Source organism: Micromonospora sp. NRRL B-16802 (assembly GCF_001279555.1).
Classification (GTDB): domain Bacteria; phylum Actinomycetota; class Actinomycetes; order Mycobacteriales; family Micromonosporaceae; genus Micromonospora; species Micromonospora profundi.
This window is the reverse complement of the sequence record NZ_LGEB01000132.1, coordinates 146,672-168,603: the sequence shown is the minus strand read 5'-3', so window position 1 is coordinate 168,603 and position 21,932 is coordinate 146,672. Positions and strand designations below refer to the sequence as shown.

Here is a 21,932-nt window from a genome sequence, read left to right as displayed (position 1 = left end):
CTTGTCGGGTGTCGTGTCCCGGCACGCACTAATCTTGGTGCCATGTCGAGCCCCGCCGAGCGGTACGCAGCGGCGCGCCGCCGGGCCGCGCAGGCCTCACAGTTCCCGGCGCTGGACGAGTTCGCCCTTGACCTGGGGTTCGACCTCGACGACTTCCAGCGGGAGGCGTGTCAGTCCCTCGAACGGGGCAGCGGGGTGCTGGTGTGCGCCCCCACCGGCGCCGGCAAGACGGTGGTCGGCGAGTTCGCCGTACACCTGGCGTTGCGGGGGCGGCCCGACGACCCGGCGCCGGCCGACGGCGCGACGACGCCACCGGCGCGGCGCAAGTGCTTCTACACGACGCCCATCAAGGCGCTGTCCAACCAGAAGTACCACGACCTGGTCGCCCGCTACGGCGCCGAGCAGGTTGGCCTGCTCACCGGCGACAACGCCATCAACGGTGACGCTCCGGTGGTGGTGATGACCACCGAGGTGCTGCGCAACATGCTCTACGCGGGCTCCAGCACCCTTCAAGGACTCGCCTACGTGGTGATGGACGAGGTGCACTACCTCGCCGACCGGTTCCGCGGTGGCGTGTGGGAAGAGGTGATCATCCACCTGCCCGCCTCGGTGACACTGGTCTCGCTGTCGGCGACGGTGTCCAACGCCGAGGAGTTCGCCGACTGGCTGGTCACCGTGCGCGGCGAGACGGCGGTGGTGGTAAGCGAGCACCGGCCGGTGCCGCTGTGGCAGCACATGCTTGTCGGCAAGCGGATGTTCGACCTGTTCCACGACGCCGACGCCGCCCGCAAGCACGACGTGCACCCGGAGCTGCTGCGCTACACCCGCGACCAGATGCGCCGCCTGGAGTTGGGGGAGGGGCGCAGCGCCGGGCCGGGCGCCGGTCGGCGTGGGCCACGGTGGCGCGGCCCGATGCGCCCGGACATCGTCGACAGGCTGGACCGTGAGGGCCTGCTGCCGGCGATCCTGTTCATCTTCAGCCGCGCCGGGTGCGCCGCCGCGGTGCAGCAGTGCCTCGCCGCCGGGCTGCGGCTCACCTCGCCCGACGAGCGGGCCGAGATCCGCCGGGTGGTCGAGTCCCGCGTCACCGCCATTCCCGGCGAGGACCTGACGGTGCTTGGCTACTGGGAGTGGCTCGACGGCCTGGAGCGCGGCCTCGCGGCCCACCACGCCGGCATGCTGCCGGTGTTCAAGGAGATCGTCGAGGAGTTGTTCGTCAGGGGCCTGGTCAAGGCGGTCTTCGCCACCGAGACCCTCGCCCTGGGCATCAACATGCCGGCCCGCTGCGTCGTCCTGGAGCGGCTCGTCAAGTACAACGGTGAGGCGCACGTCGACCTGACCCCGGGGGAGTACACGCAGCTCACCGGGCGGGCCGGCAGACGGGGCATCGACGTGGAGGGGCACGCCGTGGTGGTGTGGTCCCCGGAGACCGACCCGCGGCATGTCGCCGGGCTCGCGTCCACCCGCACCTATCCGCTGCGGTCGAGCTTCCGGCCCTCGTACAACATGGCGGTGAACCTGGTCGGCACTGTCGGCGCGGAGCCGGCCCGCGCCCTGCTGGAGTCGTCGTTCGCCCAGTTCCAGGCCGACCGGTCGGTGGTCGGCCTGGCCCGGCAGGTGCAGCGCAACACCGAGACCATCGAGGCGTACGGCGCGGAGGCCGCCTGCCATCACGGCGACTTCGACGAGTACTTCGCGCTGCGCGTGGCGATCGCCGACCGGGAGAAGGCCATCGCCCGGCAGGGGCAGACGCAGCGGAAGGCCGCGGCGGTGGCGTCGCTGGAGCGGCTGCGGATCGGCGACGTGATCCGGGTGCCGTCGGGCCGGCGGGCCGGCCTGGCCGTGGTGCTGGACCCGGCGACCGGCGGGTTCGGCGAACCGCGTCCGCTGGTGCTCACCCAGGACCGCTGGGCGGGGCGGGTCAGCCCTGGCGACTTCACCACCCCGGCCGAGGTGCTGGCCCGGATCCGGGTGCCCAAGCATTTCAACCACCGCTCGCCGGCGGCCCGGCGTGATCTCGCCGCCGAGGTCAGTGGCACCGGCCTGGACCGGCACGGCGGTCGGCGTGGTGGCCGGTCCCGGCAGACGCCGGGCGAGGACCACCAGGTCGCCCAACTGCGGACCGAGCTGCGCCGGCACCCCTGCCACGCCTGCCCGGAGCGGGAGGAGCACGCCCGCTGGGCGGAGCGCCGTCGCCGTCTGGAACGGGACACCGAGGAGCTGCGCGAGCGGGTGTCCGGGCGTACCGGGTCGCTCGCGCGGACCTTCGACCGGATCGTGGCGCTGTTGACCGAGCGCGGTTACCTCGCCCGCGACGGCGCTGTCACCGACGCGGGCAGGATGCTCGGCCGGATCTGGACCGAGGCGGACCTGCTGGTGGCCGAGTGCCTGCGGCGGGGCGTGTGGAACGGGTTGTCGCCGGCCGAACTGGCCGCCGCGGTGTCGGTGGTGGTCTTCGAGGCGCGCCGCGACGTCGACGAACGGGCGTCGCTGCCGCGCGGGCCGGTGGCCGACGCCGTGGACGAGACGCTGAAGCTGTGGGGGGAGATCGAGGCCGACGAGGCGGCGCGCGGGTTGACCGCCACCAGGGAGCCGGATCTGGGCTTCGCCTGGCCGGTGTACCGGTGGGCGCGGGGCGAGGCGTTGGCGAAGGTGCTCGGCAGCGGCCACGAGATCGACGGTGAGATGCCGGCCGGTGACTTCGTCCGGTGGGCGCGGCAGGTCGTCGACCTACTTGGTCAACTTGCTGACTCTGGTGGCGCGGCGCCGGAGCTGCGTTCCACCGCCCGGCAGGCAATAGCGGCCATCAACCGAGGCGTACTGGCGTACCACACCTCAGCGTAATGATCACTTTCGGTCACGGTCGCTGACGAGGCGACACAGCGGACGGTCACCGTGACAGTACGCCCCGGATAGCCCCGGGGTCCCTGTTGCATCGGCCCGGAGCACCCCTGATCATTGCCCGAGCGCCGTGCACGCGCGCTGGTGACCAGTGGGGAGCAGACCGCCATGGCGGAGATCAATCATTTTGAGTACGGGTGGATCACACCTGCGCTGAGTTACGCGCTGTCCGTCCTCGGTTCGATCCTCGGGCTCGTGTGCGCCGGCCGCATCAGAACGGCCCGTACCGCCGGGCAGCGCGCCTGGTGGGGTCTCCTCTCGGCCTGGGCCATCGGTGGCACCGCCATCTGGGCGATGCACTTCATGGCCATGCTCGGCTTCGCCGTCGACGGCACCCGCATCCGGTACGACGTGCCGCTCACCGCGGCCAGCACCGTGATCGCCGTGGTGGCGGTCGGCATCGGCCTGGCCATCGTGGGCACCGGCCGGCTGAACCCGGTGCGGCTGATCGCCGGAGGTGTCTTCACCGGCGCCGGCGTCGCTGCCATGCACTACACGGGCATGGCGGCGATGCACCTCAACGGCAGCCTCCGCTACGACACCCTCCGGGTCGTGCTCTCGGTGGTCATCGCTGTCGTCGCGTCCACCGTCGCGCTGTGGCTGGCCATGACCGTCCGCCGTGGCCTTGTCATCTTCGCCTCCGCCCTGGTCATGGGCATCGCTGTGAACGGGATGCACTTCACCGGCATGACTGCCCTCTCGGTGCACCTGCACGAGCGGCAGGGCGGCGTGGCCGGCGCCGGAGTGAGCGCGTTGCTGGTGCCGATCGTCCTGGCGGTGATCTTCGGAGTGGTCGGGCTGCTGTACGCCCTGCTCGCCGCGCCCACCGACGACGACCTGGCCGGCGCCGCGTACCTGAACGCACGCCGGATTCCGGAGCAGCCGGCGGCGCCGGCGGCAGCGCCGGACCCGGTCGGGCTGCGCGCCCGCTCCACCCTCGGCCAGCCGGGCACCCCGTTCCCGTCACGCCGGGACAACCCGCCCCGCTGACGTCGACTGGCGGACCCGCTCCTCGATGCTGAGGAACGGGACGCCGCGAAGAGCGCCTCCCCGGCCACGGCGGGGCCGCCGGGGCACAGCCCCGACGGCCCGTCGTGGTCAGCCGTTGTTGTCGATCAGGCTGGCGATCTCGTTGTAGATGAGGTGCGCCTTCGCGCCCTGGTTGGACGGGCAGCCGCCGAGGTGGTGCAGGGCGATCACCCGGTGGCTGGCGTTGAGCACCGGCGAGCCAGAGTTGCCGCCGGACGTGTCACAGCTGTAGCTGATGTTGTACGTGTTGTAGTTGGCGTTCTTGACAGTGCACGTCGCGCCGCCCTGGGTGTCCTCGTAGATCGACAGTCGCTTGGGGCTGCCGTCGCCGTGGCCGGGAATGTAGATCCGGGTGCCGGTGGTGGTGGCGCTCGTGGCCAGGTACAGGGTGCCGAAGGTCTGGATGCTGGCGAAGTTGTTCACCGAGAACAGGGCGTAGTCCAACTGGCTGGAGCCGCCGCTGCTCACCTTGTAGAGGGTGGCGCCGCTGACCTTCGTGCCGGCGCCCGGGTTCGCGCCGCCGCAGGTGGCGCACTGGTAGTTGAACTGCATCTCGCTGCCGCTGACGGCGGCCTGGGTGGAGAAGCAGTGCTTGTTCGTCAGCATCCGGTTGGTGTTGCCGACGCGCCAGGTGGTGCACATCCCGCCGCCGCTGATCAGCAGGCGTGCCACGGCCCGGCCCCGGGTGAACTCGGTGGGGTGGCTGCTCTGGTAGCAGACCGCGTCGCGTCGGGCGTCGGTGCTGCACACGGACAGCGTGGAGAAGTTGTGCTGGGTGATCTCCGTGGGGTCGTAGCCGCGCCAGAACCGGTCGATGGTGGCCGTGGTGCCGCGCGAAGGGCCGCTGCTGTGCAGCGTCACCACCGCCGTGTCGCCGTCCACCGACATCGCCCAGAATCCCGGCTGGCCGTCGGTCGTGTAGGGCGATCCGCTCGACGTGCTGAGGTGGCTGTCGTACCGGTAGCTCTCCCGGCCGTCCGGGCTGGACACGGTGACGTAGTCGCTGGGGCCCATGCGCAGCGCGCTGAAGTGCACCTTGATGTACGTCGCGCCGGTGTGCCGGATGATCTGGGTCCGCTGGTCGCGCCTGTCGGAGAGGGTGCCGTCGACGACGCGGAGTTCGCCGACCGTGGTGACGCCCTCGGTCGAGAACTGGCTCGACTCGGGTGCCCGTTCGGATTGTGGCGCGAGAGGTCGGACGGGCGTCTCTGCGGCGGCGGGTAGCGGCAGCAGGGTGAACCCGAGCGCGCAGGCGCCGACTGTGACGGCGACCGCTCGCAGGCGGCGTAGAGCGTGTTTCATCGTTGCTCCTCCCCAGAAACAGCACCTGGTGGTGCTGCAGCCTTCCTACACGAGCAGATGCAAGACATGCAAGAGCATCGATATATGACACCCATGATCGGTACGCGGCGCCCGGGCGACAGGTGTTGAATGACCGCGAACGTTCACAGAGGAGATGACGATGAACTTCCAGCGGCTCGGCCCGCCCGGCCGGGAGATCCCGGTGGTCCAGCACGACGGCACGACCTACGACCTGCGGCCGCTCACCGCCGATCTGGATGGGGCGTTCTGGGCGTCGGAGGGGATCGCGCGTACCCGTGCCGCGCTCGGGCGCGCAGAGCTGGCCGAGCTGCCCGACGCCGCCGCACTGCGGGTGGGCGCGCCCCTCGCACGCCCCAACAAGATCGTCTGCATCGGGCTCAACTACCGCGACCACGCCGCCGAGACAGGTGCGGCACTGCCCGCCGAGCCTGTGGTGTTCATGAAGGACCCGATGACAATCGTCGGGCCGTTCGACGACGTGCACATCCCGCGCGGCTCCACCCGGACCGACTGGGAGGTCGAACTCGCTGTGGTCGTCGGCACCACAATCCGGTACGCCGACTCGCCGGAACAGGCAATGCGGCACATCGCCGGGTACGCGGTGTCGCACGACGTCTCCGAGCGCGAGTTCCAGCTCGACAGGGGAGGCCAGTGGGACAAGGGCAAGAGCTGCGAGACGTTCAACCCGCTGGGGCCGAGTCTCGTCCCGGTCGACGAGGTCGACGACCCGCAGTCGCTCGCGCTGCGGTTGTGGGTCAACGGGGTTCTGCGCCAGGACGGGTCCACCCGCGACATGATCTTCCCGGTGGCGCACGTCGTCTGGTACCTCAGCCAGTTCATGGTCCTGTACCCCGGCGATGTCATCAACACGGGCACTCCGGCCGGCGTGGCGCTCGGCCTTCCGGACCACCCCTACCTGCGGCCCGGTGACGTGGTGGAGATGGAGATCGCCGGCTTGGGCCGTGCCCGCCAGACGATGGTGGCGGCATGACCGGGGAGTTCGCCGGGTTGACAGCGATCGTCACCGGTGGCGCGTCCGGCATCGGTCGCGCCACCGCCCTGGAACTGCTCGCCCGGGGTGCCCGGGTGGCGGTCCTTGACCTCGACCCGAGCGACCTGGACGAGGGCATCGCCGGCTACACCGCAGACGTGACCGACCGTGCGTCGGTGCAGGAGGCGGTCGGTGCGGTCGCCGCCGACCTCGGTGGCATCGACGTGGTCGTCAACAACGCAGGCGTCGGCGCTACCGGCACGGTGGCCGACAACACCGACGACGAGTGGCACCTGGTCCTCGATGTCAACGTGGTCGGCATGGCCCGGGTGGTCAGCGCCGCCCTGCCGTGGCTGCGCCGCTCGGAGCACGCGTCGGTCGTCAACACCTCGTCCATCGCCGCGCTCAACGGCCTGCCCAACCGGGCGCTCTACTCGGCAAGCAAGGGCGCCGTGCTGTCGTTGACCCTCGCCATGGCCACCGACCACGTCCGCGAGGGCATCCGGGTCAACTGCGTGTGCCCCGGCACCGCCGACACACCGTGGGTCGGTCGCCTACTGGCGCAGGCCGACGATCCGGCCGCCGAGCGGGTGGCGTTGCAGGCACGCCAGCCCATCGGCCGACTGGTGACACCCGAGGAGGTCGCGAACGCGATCCTCTACCTGGCGTCGCCGCGCTCGGGCTCCACCACCGGCACCGTGCTGGATGTCGACGGCGGCGTCACCCACCTGCGCGTACGGCCATGACTGCCACACCCCGTCCCCTGCCGCCGGTGCCGGTGGCGCAGAATGGGCCGACAGGTGGAGGTGGCCCGTGCGGATCGCGCTGTTCGTGACCTGCCTGGCCGACACCATGTTCCCGCAGGCGGCCATCGCCACCGTGCGGCTGTTGGAGCGGCTCGGCCACGAGGTCGCCTTTCCGCAGGACCAAACCTGCTGCGGTCAGATGCACGTCAACACCGGCTACCAGCGCGACGCGGTGCCCTTGGTACGCCGGCACGTGGACGTCTTCGACACGTACGACGTGATCGTCGCGCCGTCGGGCTCCTGCGTCGGGTCGGTGCGGCACCAGCACGCCATGGTGGCCCGGCGGGCGGGCGACGAACGGCTCGCCGGGCGGGCCGAGTCGGTGGCCCGGCGGACGTACGAGCTGTCGGAGTTGCTTGTCGACGTGCTCGGGGTCACCGACGTGGGTGCGTACTACCCGCACCGGGTCACCTACCACCCGACCTGCCACTCGTCACGGATGCTGCGCGTGGGGGACCGGCCGCGACGACTGTTGAGCGAGGTGCGCGGCCTCACCCTCGTCGAGTTGCCGGCCGCCGACCAGTGCTGCGGGTTCGGCGGCACCTTCGCGGTGAAGAACGCCGAGACCTCCACGGCGATGCTCGCGGACAAGATGCGTCATGTGCTCGCCACCGGCGCCGACGTGTGCGCCGCCAGCGACGCTTCCTGCCTCATGCACATCGGCGGAGGCCTGTCACGGCTGCGGACCGGGGTCGGTGTCGTGCACCTCGCCGAGATCCTCGCCTCGACGGAGCAGGCCGCGACAAGCCGGGCCGAGATCCGGGCCTCGACCGAGCAGGCAGCGACAAGCCCTGCCGCCAACAGGCCGGCGGCGCGGCCATGACGCGCCGGACGTTCCTCGGCATGCCGACGACCGCGCCGCCCGGGGTGGGCCACCTACGCGGCGCGGAGTCGTTTCCGGCCGCCGCGCGGCGCGGCCTGGCCGACCCGCAGTTGCGGCGCAACCTGCGGCACGCGACGACGACGATCCGCGCGAAGTCCGGCGGCGTCATCGCCGAGCTGCCCGACTGGGAGCAGCTACGGGCGGCAGGTGCGGCGATCAAGGCCGACACCCTGGCCCGCCTGCCCGAACTGCTGGAGCAGCTCGAAGCGCGGGTCACCGAGGCCGGCGGCGTCGTGCACTGGGCGGCGGACGCGGTGGAGGCCAACCGGATCGTCACCGACCTCGTCCGGGCGACCGGCGTGGACCGGGTCATCAAGGTCAAGTCCATGGCGACCCAGGAGATCGGCCTCAACGAGGCGCTCGTTGCCGCCGGTATCACGCCTGTCGAGACCGACCTCGCCGAACTCATCGTGCAGCTCGGTGGTGACCGGCCCAGCCACATCCTGGTCCCCGCGATCCACCGCAACCGGGCGGAGATCCGCGAGATCTTCCTCCGCGAGATGCCCGGCGTCGACCCGACGCTTACCGACGACCCCACGGCCCTCGCCGCCGCCGCGCGCCGGTTCCTGCGGCAGACCTTCCTGAGTACGCCTGTGGCGGTGTCCGGCGGAAACTTCGCCGTCGCCGAGACCGGCACGCTTGCCGTTGTCGAATCCGAGGGCAACGGCCGGATGTGCCTCACCCTGCCGCAGACGCTCATCACCGTGCTGGGTGTCGAGAAGGTGGTGCCGACCTGGCGGGACCTCGAGGTGTTCCTCCAACTGCTGCCGAGGGCGTCGACGGGGGAGCGGATGAACCCGTACACGTCGATGTGGACAGGTGTCACCCCCGGGGACGGGCCGCAGGCGTTCCACCTCGTGCTGCTTGACAACGGGCGCAGCGCGGTGCTCGCCGACGAGGTCGGACGGCAGGCGCTGCGGTGCATCCGCTGCTCGGCCTGCCTCAACGTGTGCCCGGTGTACGAGCGCGTCGGCGGGCACACGTACGGCTCGGTGTATCCGGGGCCGATCGGGGCGGTGCTGTCACCTCAGCTCACCGGCATCGAGGACAACGCCTCACTGCCGTACGCCTCGACGCTGTGCGGCGCGTGCTACGACGCCTGCCCCGTGAAGATCAACATTCCGGAGCTGCTGGTGCACCTGCGGGCCGAGGCCGTCGAGTCGCATCGCCGACCCACAGCAGAGTCGATAGCGATGGCCGCCGCCGCGTACGCCATGGACCATCCCCGGCTGTACGCGGCCGGGCAGCGCGCCGCCCGCCTGAGCCGGTTCGCCGGCCGGCGCGGGAGGGGTCTGCCGCCGCCGCTGAACGGCTGGACCGGCAGCCGAGACCTGCCGGAACCACCGGCGCAGACGTTCCGTGACTGGTGGGCCGACCGGTGAGCTCGCGCGACGTCGTTCTCGGCCGGCTGCGGGCCGCGCTCGCCGGCGGCACGGAGCCGGTGGAGGTGCCCCGCGACTACCGGCACACCGGCACCCTCGACCTCGACCAACTGGTGCAGCGGCTGACCGACTACCGGGCACACGTGCACCGGGTCGCCGAAGCCGCCGTGGCCGACACGATCGCCGGCATCCTGCCGCCGGGCGGCACTGTCGTCGTACCTCCGGGTCTGCCGCCTGCGTGGCTGCCGCCGACGGTGACAGCCCTGCCCGACGACGGCCTGGACAAGGCGCGGATCGGCGCCGCGGACGCGGTCGTCACCGCCGCCGCGGTCGCCATCGCCCAGACCGGCACCGTCGTCCTGGACGGCTCTCCCGACCAGGGGCGTCGGGTGCTCAGCCTCCTGCCGGACCGGCACATCTGCGTGGTCCGCGCCGACCAGGTGGTGGCCACAGTGCCCGAGGCGCTCGCCCGACTGACGCCACATCGCCCACTGACCTGGATCAGCGGCCCCTCGGCCACGAGCGACATCGAGCTGATCCGGGTGGAGGGGGTGCACGGCCCACGCCTGTTGCACGTCCTCCTGCTGCCCTGACTCGCGGGCCGGTCAGCTGTCGGTACGCCTGCCGTCGATGGTGAGGGTGGTCAGCAGCGCGGGGTGGTCGGTAGCGCCCTCCATGCCCACCGACCTGGTGCGGGCCGGGATGATGTCGCCGCTGGCCAGGACGTGTTGCAGTGCGCCGTCGTCGACCCGCAGATAGCCCGGCGGTGTGCAGGCCCGCACATCCGGGTCGCCGCCCGCGCGGAGGTTGAGGTCGCCGGCCAGCATGGTGGGCGTGTGGCCGGCACCGCCCCGCAGGGTTGGCATGACCTCGTCGAACAGGTGGCCGCACTGGGCGAGCGCGACGGTGCGACTGGTGGCCGCCAGGTGGGTGGTGCAGGCGAGCAGCGCTCCGGTGACGTCGACGCAGAGCCAGGCCCGTTCCTCGGGGTCGGCGACGTCCTGTATCGGGTGTATGCCACTGTGCACGGTGTGGCCCCTGTCCGGCGTCGGGAGGCGGGCCAGCAACCCGATCCCGTACGACTGGCCGTTGCGGCACCAGGTGTCGGCGCCGCTGGGACGGTCGCCGGCCGCCTGGAAGGCGGACACGACCGTAGCGCCGGTGTGCGCGTCGGCGAGGACGCGGTGCAGGGCTGCCACGTCGTCCCGGCAGATCTCGTTGAGGGTGACCAGGTCGGGCCGCTCGGCCGTGATCACCTCGGCGGCCCTGGTCACCGATCGGCCGGTGTAGCAGCCGGCACGACCGCTGTTGCACAGGTTCATCTGGAGCATTTGCAGGATGGTGGGCGCGGGGAGGTCGGCGGCGACCGGAGGCCGGGCCACCGACGAGCCGGCCGGCACCGCGGCGGCGGCGATCAGGCAGCCGACGGCAAGGGCCCGGCGGAGCTGTCGGTACGAGCGACCGGGGCTGCCGCGACCGCGGAGTCGACTGAGGCCGCGCGGGTGCCACCAGGATCGGGTGCCGGAGGCGCCCGGCTGCTCGGGCATGCGGACTCCGGATGGGGGAGGCGACGTGCCGTTGATCCTACTGTGGGCCGACCGCCGGACCCGGACTTCGTGGCGGCGGACCGCATCCGCGACGAGTCGGGCTGTGTGGTGCGCTACGAGCGGACGTTCATGCGTCCCCTCCTGCCGACCGACTGACCGGTCGCGCGACGCGGGCCGGGTGCGGGAGGTCAGCCCCACACCCGGCCCGCGCCAGCTCAGCGGCGCGGCTTCGGCGCGATGCGAGGCAGCACGTACGGCGGTCCGGCGAAGATCAGGTCGGACTTGATCTCCTGGTACGCCCGCTTGGGTTGGTAGTTCTCGTCGTAGATGGTGGCCATGCCCTCCGGCGGGTCACTGAACCACTCCGGCACCCAGGAGTACTTGTCGCTGAAACCCCACACCGTGTACGACAGGCAGGTGCGGACGGCGAGGCACGCCTTCATCAGCACGCTGAAGTTGGCAGCCGACGCCTGCAACCGGGGGTTGATCTCGGCGGAGTTGCCGGCCCGCACTGCCTCGGTCATCTCGCTGCGTACGTCGACCTCGGTGAAGGCGGTGGCCAGACCGAGTCCGGCGAACCGCTTCAGCGCGGCAGTCACCTGGAGGGTGTCGAAGTTGCCGTACTGGGTGCCCAGGTGGCCCTGTGCGCCGACGCCGTCGATCGGGACGCCCTTGGCGCGCAGCCCCTTGGCCATGTCGTAGACGAACTGCGTCTTGTCGTCGGCGGGGTTGCCGGAGCCGAACGCCTCGATGTTGTAGTCGTTGTAGAACAGCAGCGCCTTGGGGTCGGCGGCGCGTGCCCAGCGGAACGCGTCGGCGATGTAGTCGGGGCCGAGGTTCTGTGCCCAGAAGCCCTTGTAGTGCAGGGTCGACGGGGTGTCCCACGGGTCGCTGACTGCCTCGTTGACGACGTCCCACTGCCAGATCTTGCCCTTGTAGCGGCTCACGACGGTGGTGATGTGCTTGCGCAGCAGGTCGCGCAGCTCCTGCTTGCTGATGCTGCCGTCGGCGACGCCGCTGGTCAGCCAGGCCGGCACCTGGTTGTGCCAGACCAGTACGTGGCCCCGGACGCTCTGCCTGTTGCGCTTGGCGAACTCGATGAGCTGGTCGGCGGCGGCCCAGTCGTAGGTGCCCCGGGTGGGCTCCAGGCTCTCCCACTTCATGGCGTTCTCGGCGGTGACCGAGGAGAACTCGGTGGCCGCCAACCGGCGGTACTGCGGGTCGCTGGCGTCGTTGAGGGCAGTCGCGTTGACAGCCGTGCCGATGTGCAGGCCGTGGCGCTGGCCGAGAGCGCCGAGGGTCTGCGCTGTCGGGTCGTACGGTCGGCTCGCGGTGGCGGGCACCGCGTTCAGCGCCGCAGCGGTCGCGACGGCGACGGCGCCGACGCTGATCCACCGTCTTGGCTTCATCTGCCTTCCTCTCGATATTGATCGACAGATGTCGATCTTTGAAGGGAGGGTGCGGCCCCGGATTCGGTGTGACGGAAACGGAAGTCGGCGCCGGGTGCCGGGGTGTGGACAGGTCAGGGGGTGGCGCCGATGGTTCCACGGAGGAACCGGAAACTTGCTCGAAACGTTAAGCCCGTCGATGGACCTCGTCAACTGTGAAAACTTCCGGAAATCGGCCGAGTGAGCTGCGCGGCCACGAACATCGGATGGTTGAAACTTTCGGACGTCCGGACGGCCCTCACACAGCGACGGTGCCACTGTCGACGATCGACAGTGGCACCGTGGGCAAACGCGCGTGCTACCGCAGGTGGTCCTCGATGGCCTCGATGATGCGCGGGCGCAGTTCGGCGGCGCGGATGACGGCGTCCACCGAGCCCACCTCGACAGCGCGTTGGATGTTGTGCACCCTGTCGAACTCCGTGGCCACCTCGCCGAGCTTCTCCGCCCGCACCGAGGACCGCAGCTCGTCCAACTCGGCGGTCAGCGCGGCGCGGTCGGTGCCGGACGCGGCGGCGACGCGCGCCTGCAGGTCGCGGACCCGATCGTCGGCGGCGGTACGGGCGTTGACGTCCGCGGAGAACACCACCGCCGCTGCCGGAGCGCCGCCGAGCACCGAGGCGAACGACCCCTCCAGCGCCAGCACCGTCATGCGCGGGTTCAGTGCCTTCGAGAACACCACGAACGCGCCACCGTGATAGCGCGAGATGACGCAGAAGACGATCGGGCCGTCGAAGTTGACGATCGCCCGGCCGATCTCGGCGCCGTACTCCAACTGCAGCTTGCGCATCGACTCCGGTGAGCCGTCGAAGCCGGACAGGTTGGCCAGCACGACAAGGGGCCGGTTGCCGCTCGCCGCGTTGATGGCCCGCGCGGCCTTCTTGGACGAGCGCGGGAACAGCGTGCCCGCCGTGTAGGTGTCCGGGCCGTCGGTGGGCGGGAAGCCACGCCGCGGCACCGACCGGGACTCGATGCCGAGCAGGCACACCGGGATCCCGCCGAGGTGGACGTCCTGCACCACTGCGGTGTCCGCGTCGGCCATGCCCGCCCATCGCTCCAGCACCGGGTGGTCCTGGTCGGAGAGCGCCCGCATCACCGTCCGGATGTCGAACGGCTTCTTGCGGTCCGGGTTGGACTCGACCGAGAAGATCTCGCCGACGGTACGGAACGGGCTGCTCGCCACGTCGTGCGGGAAGTCGGAGACGTCACGGTCCACCGGGTCCGTGGTCGCCGCCCGCCGAGGTGCCGCCTCGCCGGGCACGACGTACGTGTGGTCGTAGTGGGCCATCAGTACGTCCCGCGCGGCGGTCAGGTTCGGTGCCCAGTACTGCGCCTGCCCGTTCGGGCCCATCACCCGGTCGTAGCCGCCGATGCCGAAGTTGTCCTCGGCGGACACGCCACCGGAGAAGTCCAGCGACTGCTTGCCGGTGAGCACCATCGCCGAGTCCGGTGTCATCACCAGGACGCCCTTCGTGTGCATGAGCATCGTGGCCTCGGCGTTCCAGTACGGCTGCGCGCCGACGTTGATGCCCGCCACCACGATGTTGATCTCACCGCCGGCCTGGGTGAACTCGACGATGCGCTTGAGCGCCGCCGCCACCCAGTCCATGTTCTCGGTGCCCGAGGTCATCGAGATCCGGGCGCCGGCGGACAGCGCCCACCACTCCAGCGGCACCCGCATGCTCTCGGCGAGGTCCAGTGCGGCGATCACGCGCCGGCACTCCGGCTCGGACAGGGCGCCCAGCGACTTCGTCGGGTCACCCAGCAGCACGACCCGGGTGACGCCCTGCGGGTGCAGCGGCGCCGGCGTGGTGACGACACCGGCGACGATCGCGGCGCGGTTGCGCCCCTTCGGCCGGTCCACCGGCACCAGCACGTGGTCGTCGTCGATGTCGTACTCGACGAAGTCACCGAGGCGGCCGGTCAGCTCGTACGGGTACACGGTGTTGCGGCTGCTGGCGCGCAGCACCTTCAGCCGGTACTCGTCCAGCGGCTCGACGGGCTCGACCGGTGGCTCGCCGACTGTCAGCTCGGCACCACCCGCCGCGTCGAACGTGATCCGGACAGCGATCTTGGTCAGTTCGCCGGTACGACGGTCACGCTGGCGGGCGATGAAGAGGATCTCCTCAAGCCCGGCGCCCACGGTCGTCGGACGTACGCGCCCGGCGATCATCTCCATCTCCTGGCGGGTCAGCTCGCTCGGCGGCCAGACGTACACCACGATGCGGTTCGTGGTGAAGCGCGTCTTCGACGGCCGCAGCGTCTGGGCGCGGCGGATCGAGTCGAGGCAGGCGGCGATGGCGTCCTCGGCGGTGGGCAGCGCCACCAGCCGGCCGTCCTGCTCGCGCAGCTCGGTCAGGTCACGCACCTGCGCGAACGCGACGAGACGATCGTCGGCGGGGTTCTCCCTGGCCACGCACTGGAAGAGGTAGACCTCCTCGTCCGCCGACGGCAGCCGGGTCAGGTCGAACTTGTGCAGCCGCTCCAGCTGCATCCGCTGCGCGATGTACGGGTGCAGACCCCGGATCAGCCGGTCCTCGGCCATCTGACCGTCCGACGGGCGGAACGTGAAGTGGTGGTGCATCACCGCGCCGCCACGACCGGCGACTGTGGTGGTGAGGCGGCGCACCTGCGCCGGCAGCGGGTGCGCGGTGACGACCTCCAGCAGCGCTGCGGCCATCGCGTCGAAGTCCTCCGGCTGGTTCTCCCAGCCGAGGTAGATGTCGGCGTCGACGGCGTCCTCGCCGCCGGCCAGCTCAGCAAGCCCGCGCAGCGCGACACCGAGCGTGTCGAAGCGCACCGCTGCGGAGACCACGCTCGAATCCGCGCGCTCGGCGACCACGAACGAGCAGCCCTCGACATCGCGGGTACGCACGCTGGTGAGCGCCCGGTTGCCGTAGTACCGCCGGGTCAGGACCTCCAGCATTACCGTGTTGTCGAGGTGGTCGCGCACGAGGCGCTGACCGAGCAGCCGGACCAGCGGCTCGGTGCTGCGGACCATCTCCGCGATGCGCTCGGTGCGGTCGGGCGCGTCCGGGTGCGCGTCCAGGTGCCGCAGGTGCCCACGGACCTGGGCGTAGACGCGCGCGCGGTTGCGGCGCAGCAGCGGCTGGGCGAACCAGGCGAACACCACGCCCCGGGCCAGGTCGGCGACGACGGGGAAGCGGACCTGGGTGGCGGCGATCAGCCGCTCCAGTGCCAGACCGGCCGGCTCGCGCATCGCCTCTTCCGGCGGGGTCTCGCGCAGCCACGCGCGCAGCAGCGCCGCGATGACAGTGGCGTCGGCCGCCGCCCGCTGCTGGGCGAGGAAGATTCGGAAGACGGCGGCTTCGAGGTCGCCGCAGCGGTCCAGGTCGCTGACACCGTAGTGACCGAGCGCCTTGGCGAGCTTGGCCTGGAAGCCGTCCGGCAGCCCGGCCCGCTCCACGTCCAGGCTCTGCAGGTACGTGTGGAAGTACTCGCGCGCACTACGGACGTGGGCGCCGCCGTCCTCGCCGGTGGGCCGGTTGCGGCTCAACTCGGTCAGGTCGGCGAAGACCTCGATGAGGTCCAGTTCGGCGGCGAGCGGCGGGTGGCCCTCCTCGGCGGCCGTCCGCCGTACCGCGAGGTAGTCGTCGAGCACGCGACGGTCGTCGTGCGGGTCGACGTCGAAGCCGAGCAGCAGGCCGCGCAGATCCTCCTGGCCGCGCCGGCTGCGCTGGTACGCCGACACGTCGTCGTCGGCGGCGGGCAGGTCCAGCTCGACGGCGGCGGCGCTCGGGCCGTCCACAGTCGTCGCGGACTCGTCGCCGAGGGGTTCCAGCCGCAGCAGCGGCGCTCCGGCCTCCACCTGGCTGCCGACGGAGACGGCGCACTCCTTGAGTCGCGCCCGGAACGGCGCGCGCAGCACCGTCTCCATCTTCATGGCTTCCAGCACCAGCACCGGCGCGCCGGCCTCGACCTCGGCGCCGACCTCCAGCGGTGTGGCCACGACCAGAGCCGGCATGGGGGAGCGGACGACGCCGCCCTCGTCGCGGCTGACCCGGTGGGTGACGCCGTCGACCTCGACGAGATGGGTCGGGCCGTGGGTGCCGGTGAGCAGGCGGTACCGGATGCCGTTGACGACGATCTGGCCGGTGTGCCTGTCGAAGCGGTCCAGGACGACGTCGGCGGTGCGTACGGTGCCGCCCGCCTCGATGCCGACGCGGAACCGGTGCGCGCCGATGCGTGCCACCCGCAGGCGGTAGGTGACGCCGCGCAGCTTGAGGTCCAGCGGACGGCCGCTGGCGTGCTGCACCTGCGGGCGCCCGCCGGAGGCCGTCGACAGCAGTCGCTGCCGCTCGGCCCGCTCCTCCTCCTCGTACGACTCGATGGCGGCCGCGGCAAGCGCAACAGCGGAGTGCCGGTGCGTGACGAGCCGGCCCTCGCCCCGGACCCTGTCGATCCAGCCGGTGTCCGCGCTGGCGTCGAGCACCTCGGGCTGGTCGAGCAGATCGAGCACGAAGCTCTTGTTCGTCGCGCCACCCTCGATGATCACCGTGGTGTTCGCCATCGCCCGGCGCAGTTTGCCAAGCGCCTCGTCGCGGTTGCGCCCGTACGCGATGATCTTCGCGATCATCGAGTCGAAGTCGGCGGGGATGGTGTCGCCCTCGCTGACGCCGGTGTCCACCCGGATGCCGGGGCCGCTGGGCAGGTCCAGCCGCGCGATGCGGCCCGGCGACGGCGCGAAGTCCCGGTCGGGGTCCTCGGCGTTGAGCCGGGCCTCGATGGCGTGCCCGCGCTCGACCGGGGGCTCACCGTCGAGCCGGCCGCCCGCCGCGACGTGCAGCTGGGCCTTGACCAGGTCGAATCCGGTGGTCAGCTCGGTGATCGGGTGCTCGACCTGGAGGCGGGTGTTGACCTCCAGGAACGCGAACAGCCGGTCGCCGGGGTGGTAGAGGAACTCGACTGTCGCCGCGCCGCGGTAGCCGACGGCGATGGCGAGCCGCTCCGCCGACGTCTTCAGCTCGGCCGCCTGCTCGGGGCTGAGCACCGGCGACGCCGACTCCTCGATGACCTTCTGGTTGCGGCGCTGCACCGAGCAGTCGCGTACGCCGAGCGCCCACGCTGTGCCCTGCCCGTCGGCGATCACCTGGACCTCGACGTGCCGGGCGCCGGTGACAAGGCGCTCCAGGAACACGATGCCGCTGCCGAACGCCCGCGCCGCCTCCTGGCTGGTGCGCTCGTACGCGTCGATCAGTTCGGCCTCGTCGCGGACCACGCGGATGCCGCGGCCGCCACCGCCGGCGGTGGCCTTCAGCATCAGGGGGTAGCCGACCTCGGCGGCCGAGGCGCGGGCGGCGGTAAGTGTCTCCACGGCGCCGCGGCTCCACGGCGCGACAGGTACGCCCACCTTCTCGGCGATCAGCTTCGAACCGATCTTGTCGCCGAGCTGGCGCATGGCGTCCGGGCTCGGGCCGATGAACGTGACGCCGATCTTCTCGCACAGCTCCGCGAACGCCGGGTCCTCGGCGACAAATCCCCAGCCGACCCAGGCGGCGTCCGCCCCGGTCTCGACGAGGGCGCGCTCCAGGGTGGCCAGGTTGAGGTACGGGCGCGCGGACGCCGGGCCGAGGTCGTAGGCGATGTCCGCCTCGCGGACGAACGTGGCGGTGCGGTCGACGTCCGTGTAGAGGGCGATCGTCTCGATCCGGATGCCCGTCTCCGCGGCCAGCTCTCGGACCGCGTGGATGAGCCGCATGGCGGCTTCACCACGGTTGACGATGGCGACACGGTTGAACACCCGACTGACCCCTTTGGTAGACCATCATGTGCACGCCGCGAGTTGATGGGCTCCCGGCAGTGATCACTTTTCCGGCTCGGGGCGCGGAATGCCATGGCGCAACCGCCGAACAGACCGCCGCTCAGTTGTAGGAACCTGACAAAAGTTTTTGGCTGCCACGCCCAGGTTGCCGAATCGGTGTCCGATCCTCGGCGTCGATGCCGTGATGCGTCGTTTGGGTGGTCTGTCGGTTTGCTCGCCGCAGGTCCACCTGGACGCGGTTCCGGGTCGCCGCCGGTCGTTGCCCGACCGACGGCGACCCGGAAAGCGCGCTCAGGAGTAGGGGAGCCGGAGCACCGACTGGTTGCCGATGCCCAGGGTTGTGGGGTTGTTGCCGATCGCCGACCAGACCTCCACCCGGACCGTGCCGTTGGACAGCGCGCCCAACGTTCCGGTGGCCGAGGCCAGGCCGGCGCTCTGGGTGTAGTGCTCGTAGCCGGAAACCGGGTCGGTGGCGAAGTAGCGGAAGGTCTCCACCCGCTCCCAACTGCCGTTGCCGGTCAGGTCGTAGGAGATCCGCACCTGCACGCCGTTGCCGACCGCCGTGCCCGCGTCCAGGAACAGGTCGAACGCGCTCTGCCCGCCGGAGTAGGCGAGGTTCAGGCCGGTCGCCGTGAACACCCGCGCGTTGGTCGGCGTACCGTCGTGGTTTCCGTTTGCCGCCGCGACAGTCGTCGTGGCCGCGCTTCCGGCGGTGCCCAGCCCGCCGTTCGACAGCAGGTACCGGGTCGGAGAGCCCGAGCTGGGCGGCGGCGTGGTCGGGGGAGCCGTCGTCGGGGGAGCCGTCGTGGGCGGTGCCGTGGTCGGCGGTGCCGTGGTGGGCGGCGTGGTCGGGGTGACGCCGCCAGCGGCGTTGCCACCGCTCCAGGTGTACGCCCCGGTGGTGGCAGTCTTTCCGGCCGCCACGGTGAGCCTGGTGCCGTTGGAGAACGTGACGGTGATCGGGCTCGCGGTCGGGTTCGACGCCACATAGGTGCGTGAACCGTTGCGGGAGAAGACCGCGCTCAGCGGATGGTTGGCGGTGACCGTCGTGTCGACGGTGCCCAACGCCGCGAGGTTGCGGATCCAGTGGAACGTGTGCGCCCGGCTCTCGCCCTCCTCGACTGTGTAGTTGGGGTTCGCCCGCAGGTTCGCCAGCGCCGCGTCACCGTCGCCGAGGGCCTGGAACTGCCACAGGATGTCCTGCCACACAGTGGGTGGCCCGCCGTTGTTGCGGACCAGTTCGGCGTAGTTGGTGCGTACGTACGCCGGGTTGTTGCCCAGGTAGAGATGCCCGCCGGTGATCGGCAGCAGGTTGATGCCCTGGATCATCTCCGGCTCGGCGCTGAACCAGGTGGCGTACGCGCCGCCGTCGCCCCAGACCATGCCGACAGTCGAGTGTCCGAACGCGGCCGGGAAGTTCTGGTCGCTGACGTCGAACCAGTACTCCTGGATGGCCGCGGCCTGCGTGGTGTAGAGGAAGATGCCGGCGTCACGGACGGCGGTGTTGCCGGTGACCTGTCCCCACTGGATGAGGGCGCTTGCGAAGTTCATTCCCTCCGACGAGGACTCCTGGTTGTTTCCGGAGCCGAACGAGCCGTGCCCGGAGGCCCAGTCGTGGCCGGCATAGATGTCGAAGTCCCGCAGGTAGGGAAAGCGCGTGTCGTCGCGCCGGTAGTTGTTGGCGTCGCGGATCAGCAGGTCCACCATGCCGCCGTAGCGGCTGGTGGAGGCCCACGACGGGTCGAACTTGGCGAGAGTCGCGGCGGCCGCGATGTAGTAGCCGTAGTGGAAGTGGTGGTCGTTGAGCTCCTGGTCCGAGCCGTACGACGCCGGGTAGCCGATCAGGGTGCCCCAGTTGCTGTCGTAGTAGAAGACCCTGCTGGTCTTGCCGCTCGACGCGGTGAACCAGTCGGTGAGCGTGCTGCGGATGGCGTTCAGCGCACTGTCGCGGGTGGCCGTGTCGTTGACCAGGTCGGCGACCTCGGCGAGCCGGGCGGCCCGGCCGAGCCCCTTGCCGGTCCAGTAGGTGTCGCCACCGCGCTGGTCCATCGGGTTGGCGCGGGTGGCGGCCAGGTGACCGTTGAGCGTCGCCAGGTCGGCACCACTGCCGTCACCGACGGCCGGCAACTCCGGCAGTACGCCCTGGAACTTCATGGCGGTGCGGAACTGGCTGACGCCGGTGAGCACCTTCATCCGCCCCCGCGCCGACGGGTACGTCGGCGTGATCGGGGTGGACCCGGACAGCGACTTCCACTGGTGCGGGTAGAGGCTGACCACAGTCTGCGTGGCGCTGCCCTCCCGGGCGGTGGTGGTGAACGCGTACGTGGTGTTCAGCCCGCTCGTGGCCTGGTCGTAGGTGTACGAGACGGTGGTGCCGGTGACGTGGGCGTGCGCGTACCTGCCGTACGTCGCGGCCAGGTCGGAGCGCTCCGACGCGCTGGAGGTCGGCGGCAGCAGGGCCACCGAAAAGTACCCGCGACCGGCCAGCCCCGACGAGATCCGGCCGGAGGCGACGCTCCAGCTGGCGCCGCTGGGGGCGTACCCCACGTAGTCGTGGCCGTTGACCCGGAATCCGATTGTGGCACCGCTGTTGGACCAGACCTCCGGGTTGCCGCTCGTGCTGATCACCGCGTCGCCGCCGGTGCTCTGGAAGTACGCGAACGGCAGGCCGTGGCCGATGGTGGCCCGCAGGGTGCGGGTGCCGTCGCTCCAGTGCGGACTGACCGTCCAGTCGCTCCAGCCGTCGACCTTGACCTGGGGTGCGCCGAGCCCGGCGACACCGACCCGGATGTCCTGCACGTACGGGTAGTGGAACTCGCCGACACCGGTGGCGGTGCCGCTGATGGCGGGCGTGGAGTTGGCGGAGAACCCGAGACCGTCGGTGAACGTGTCGTACGAGATCGGGTGGGCGTGCAGGGGCTCGCTGAAGGAGCAGTCGGTGCGCTTCCAGAGCAGCGAGGACCACCAGTCGTTTGTGGGGATGGCACCGGCGGGCGCGTTGGCGGTGGCGAACTGCCGGGGGTTGCTCGACATCGAGCCGCAGCCGGAGGGGAGCGGGCCGACCGGGGTGGTGGTGTAGCTACCGGCGCCGACGGCGGCGGCCTCGGCGGCGCGGGTGAGGGGGATCGTGAGGCCGCCGACGACCAGGGCCAGGGCCGTGGTGGCGGCCAGGACCCATCGACGGTGGGGGACGGGAGGTTTCATTGTGCCTCCATCGCACGCCGGGTCACGGTCCGTGCCCGCTCCGGCGCGTTGCGTCTGAAATGAGGAGAAGGTCGACTGAGAGAGCGCTCTCTCTCGCTCGCACGGTAATCGAACGCCGAGATCCACGTCAATGTGTCAACCAGGTTGCGTACGGATGTCGCTATTTGCCGCAACGCGGCCGGCCCTCTTGCTCGCTGCCGCCCGGTCCGGCCGCGGCCCGGTCCGGCTCGGCGGCCGCCTGCCGGCGGCGGTCGCTAGCCCGAGAGCGTCGCGGGGTCGTCGAGGTCGGCGACGAGCGCGGCCGGTGCCCGCATCCGCCACGCGTCGGTGACGAGTTCGCTGAGGCGTTCGACGCCGACCTCGGGCAGGCGCAGCAGCACCAGGGGCAGCCCTTCGTAACCGGGCGCGGTGAAGAAGAGGTCGGGCTCGCCGAGCAGCAATGCCTGCTTCTCGGCCTCGTCGCCGACGAACAGCACGGCGACGTCGGTGCGGATCAGCCGTGGCTTGCCGGGGCGGCGCTCCGGATAGGACCAGACAAATCCCTTGTCGGCCACCCGGAAGTCGAAGCCGGCGCTGTCGACCTCCACCACGTGCGGCAGAGCGAGCGCCAGTCGCCGCACGTCGTCCGCGTCAGCCACC

General features: G+C 71.0%; 13 protein-coding genes. 7 read left to right on the top strand and 6 right to left on the bottom strand.

What is annotated here, in order from left to right; genetic code table 11:
• Window positions 1-42: 42 nt before the first annotated feature.
• Complete coding sequence (locus ADK66_RS30020; RefSeq protein WP_053661293.1) at window positions 43-2,844, top strand: RNA helicase; 2,802 nt, start codon at window positions 43-45, stop codon at window positions 2,842-2,844.
• A 165-nt stretch (window positions 2,845-3,009) separates the two neighbouring features.
• Entirely contained in the window at window positions 3,010-3,891 is an 882-nt protein-coding gene (locus ADK66_RS30015; RefSeq protein WP_053661441.1) for an MHYT domain-containing protein, read from the top strand.
• Between the two features lie 108 nt (window positions 3,892-3,999).
• On the opposite strand, the gene ADK66_RS30010 is transcribed toward ADK66_RS30015, so the two are convergent.
• A complete protein-coding gene (locus tag ADK66_RS30010) occupies window positions 4,000-5,232 on the bottom strand; it encodes a serine protease (RefSeq protein ID WP_053661291.1) in 1,233 nt (410 codons plus the stop codon).
• A 160-nt stretch (window positions 5,233-5,392) separates the two neighbouring features.
• On the opposite strand from ADK66_RS30010, the gene ADK66_RS30005 reads away from it, so the two are divergent.
• From ADK66_RS30005 to ADK66_RS29985, 5 genes are all read left to right on the top strand, one after another.
• Window positions 5,393-6,244, top strand: coding sequence for a fumarylacetoacetate hydrolase family protein (locus ADK66_RS30005; protein ID WP_053661440.1), 852 nt, complete (start codon window positions 5,393-5,395; stop codon window positions 6,242-6,244).
• The gene (locus ADK66_RS30000) at window positions 6,241-6,990 is read left to right on the top strand and encodes an SDR family NAD(P)-dependent oxidoreductase (RefSeq protein ID WP_053661289.1); all 750 of its coding nucleotides are present in this window, start codon (window positions 6,241-6,243) and stop codon (window positions 6,988-6,990) included. The genes ADK66_RS30005 and ADK66_RS30000 overlap by 4 nt, the downstream gene beginning before the upstream one ends.
• Before the next feature lie 67 nt (window positions 6,991-7,057).
• Complete coding sequence (locus ADK66_RS29995) at window positions 7,058-7,873, top strand: (Fe-S)-binding protein (protein ID WP_082377752.1); 816 nt, start codon at window positions 7,058-7,060, stop codon at window positions 7,871-7,873.
• On the top strand, window positions 7,870-9,315 hold the full coding sequence (locus tag ADK66_RS29990) for a LutB/LldF family L-lactate oxidation iron-sulfur protein (RefSeq protein ID WP_053661287.1): 1,446 nt from the start codon (window positions 7,870-7,872) through the stop codon (window positions 9,313-9,315). The genes ADK66_RS29995 and ADK66_RS29990 overlap by 4 nt, the downstream gene beginning before the upstream one ends.
• Window positions 9,312-9,908, top strand: a complete 597-nt coding sequence (locus ADK66_RS29985; protein ID WP_053661438.1) for an LUD domain-containing protein — start codon at window positions 9,312-9,314, stop codon at window positions 9,906-9,908. Before ADK66_RS29990 ends, ADK66_RS29985 begins: the two co-directional genes overlap by 4 nt.
• 12 nt (window positions 9,909-9,920) lie before the next feature.
• On the opposite strand, the gene ADK66_RS29980 is transcribed toward ADK66_RS29985, so the two are convergent.
• The 5 genes from ADK66_RS29980 to ADK66_RS29955 form a co-directional block, all read right to left on the bottom strand.
• On the bottom strand, window positions 9,921-10,862 hold the full coding sequence (locus ADK66_RS29980; RefSeq protein ID WP_231640253.1) for an endonuclease/exonuclease/phosphatase family protein: 942 nt from the start codon (window positions 10,860-10,862) through the stop codon (window positions 9,921-9,923).
• A 215-nt stretch (window positions 10,863-11,077) separates the two neighbouring features.
• Window positions 11,078-12,271: an endo-1,4-beta-xylanase gene (locus ADK66_RS29970; protein ID WP_053661285.1), complete on the bottom strand. Its 1,194-nt coding sequence runs from the start codon at window positions 12,269-12,271 to the stop codon at window positions 11,078-11,080.
• Between the two features lie 337 nt (window positions 12,272-12,608).
• Complete coding sequence (locus tag ADK66_RS29965) at window positions 12,609-18,068, bottom strand: carboxyl transferase domain-containing protein (RefSeq protein WP_053661283.1); 5,460 nt, start codon at window positions 18,066-18,068, stop codon at window positions 12,609-12,611.
• A 312-nt stretch (window positions 18,069-18,380) separates the two neighbouring features.
• A complete protein-coding gene (locus ADK66_RS29960; protein WP_053661280.1) occupies window positions 18,381-21,293 on the bottom strand; it encodes a glycosyl hydrolase in 2,913 nt (970 codons plus the stop codon).
• 254 nt (window positions 21,294-21,547) lie between these two features.
• Window positions 21,548-21,931, bottom strand: coding sequence for an MmcQ/YjbR family DNA-binding protein (locus ADK66_RS29955; RefSeq protein WP_197281687.1), 384 nt, complete (start codon window positions 21,929-21,931; stop codon window positions 21,548-21,550).
• Window position 21,932 lies beyond the last annotated feature (1 nt).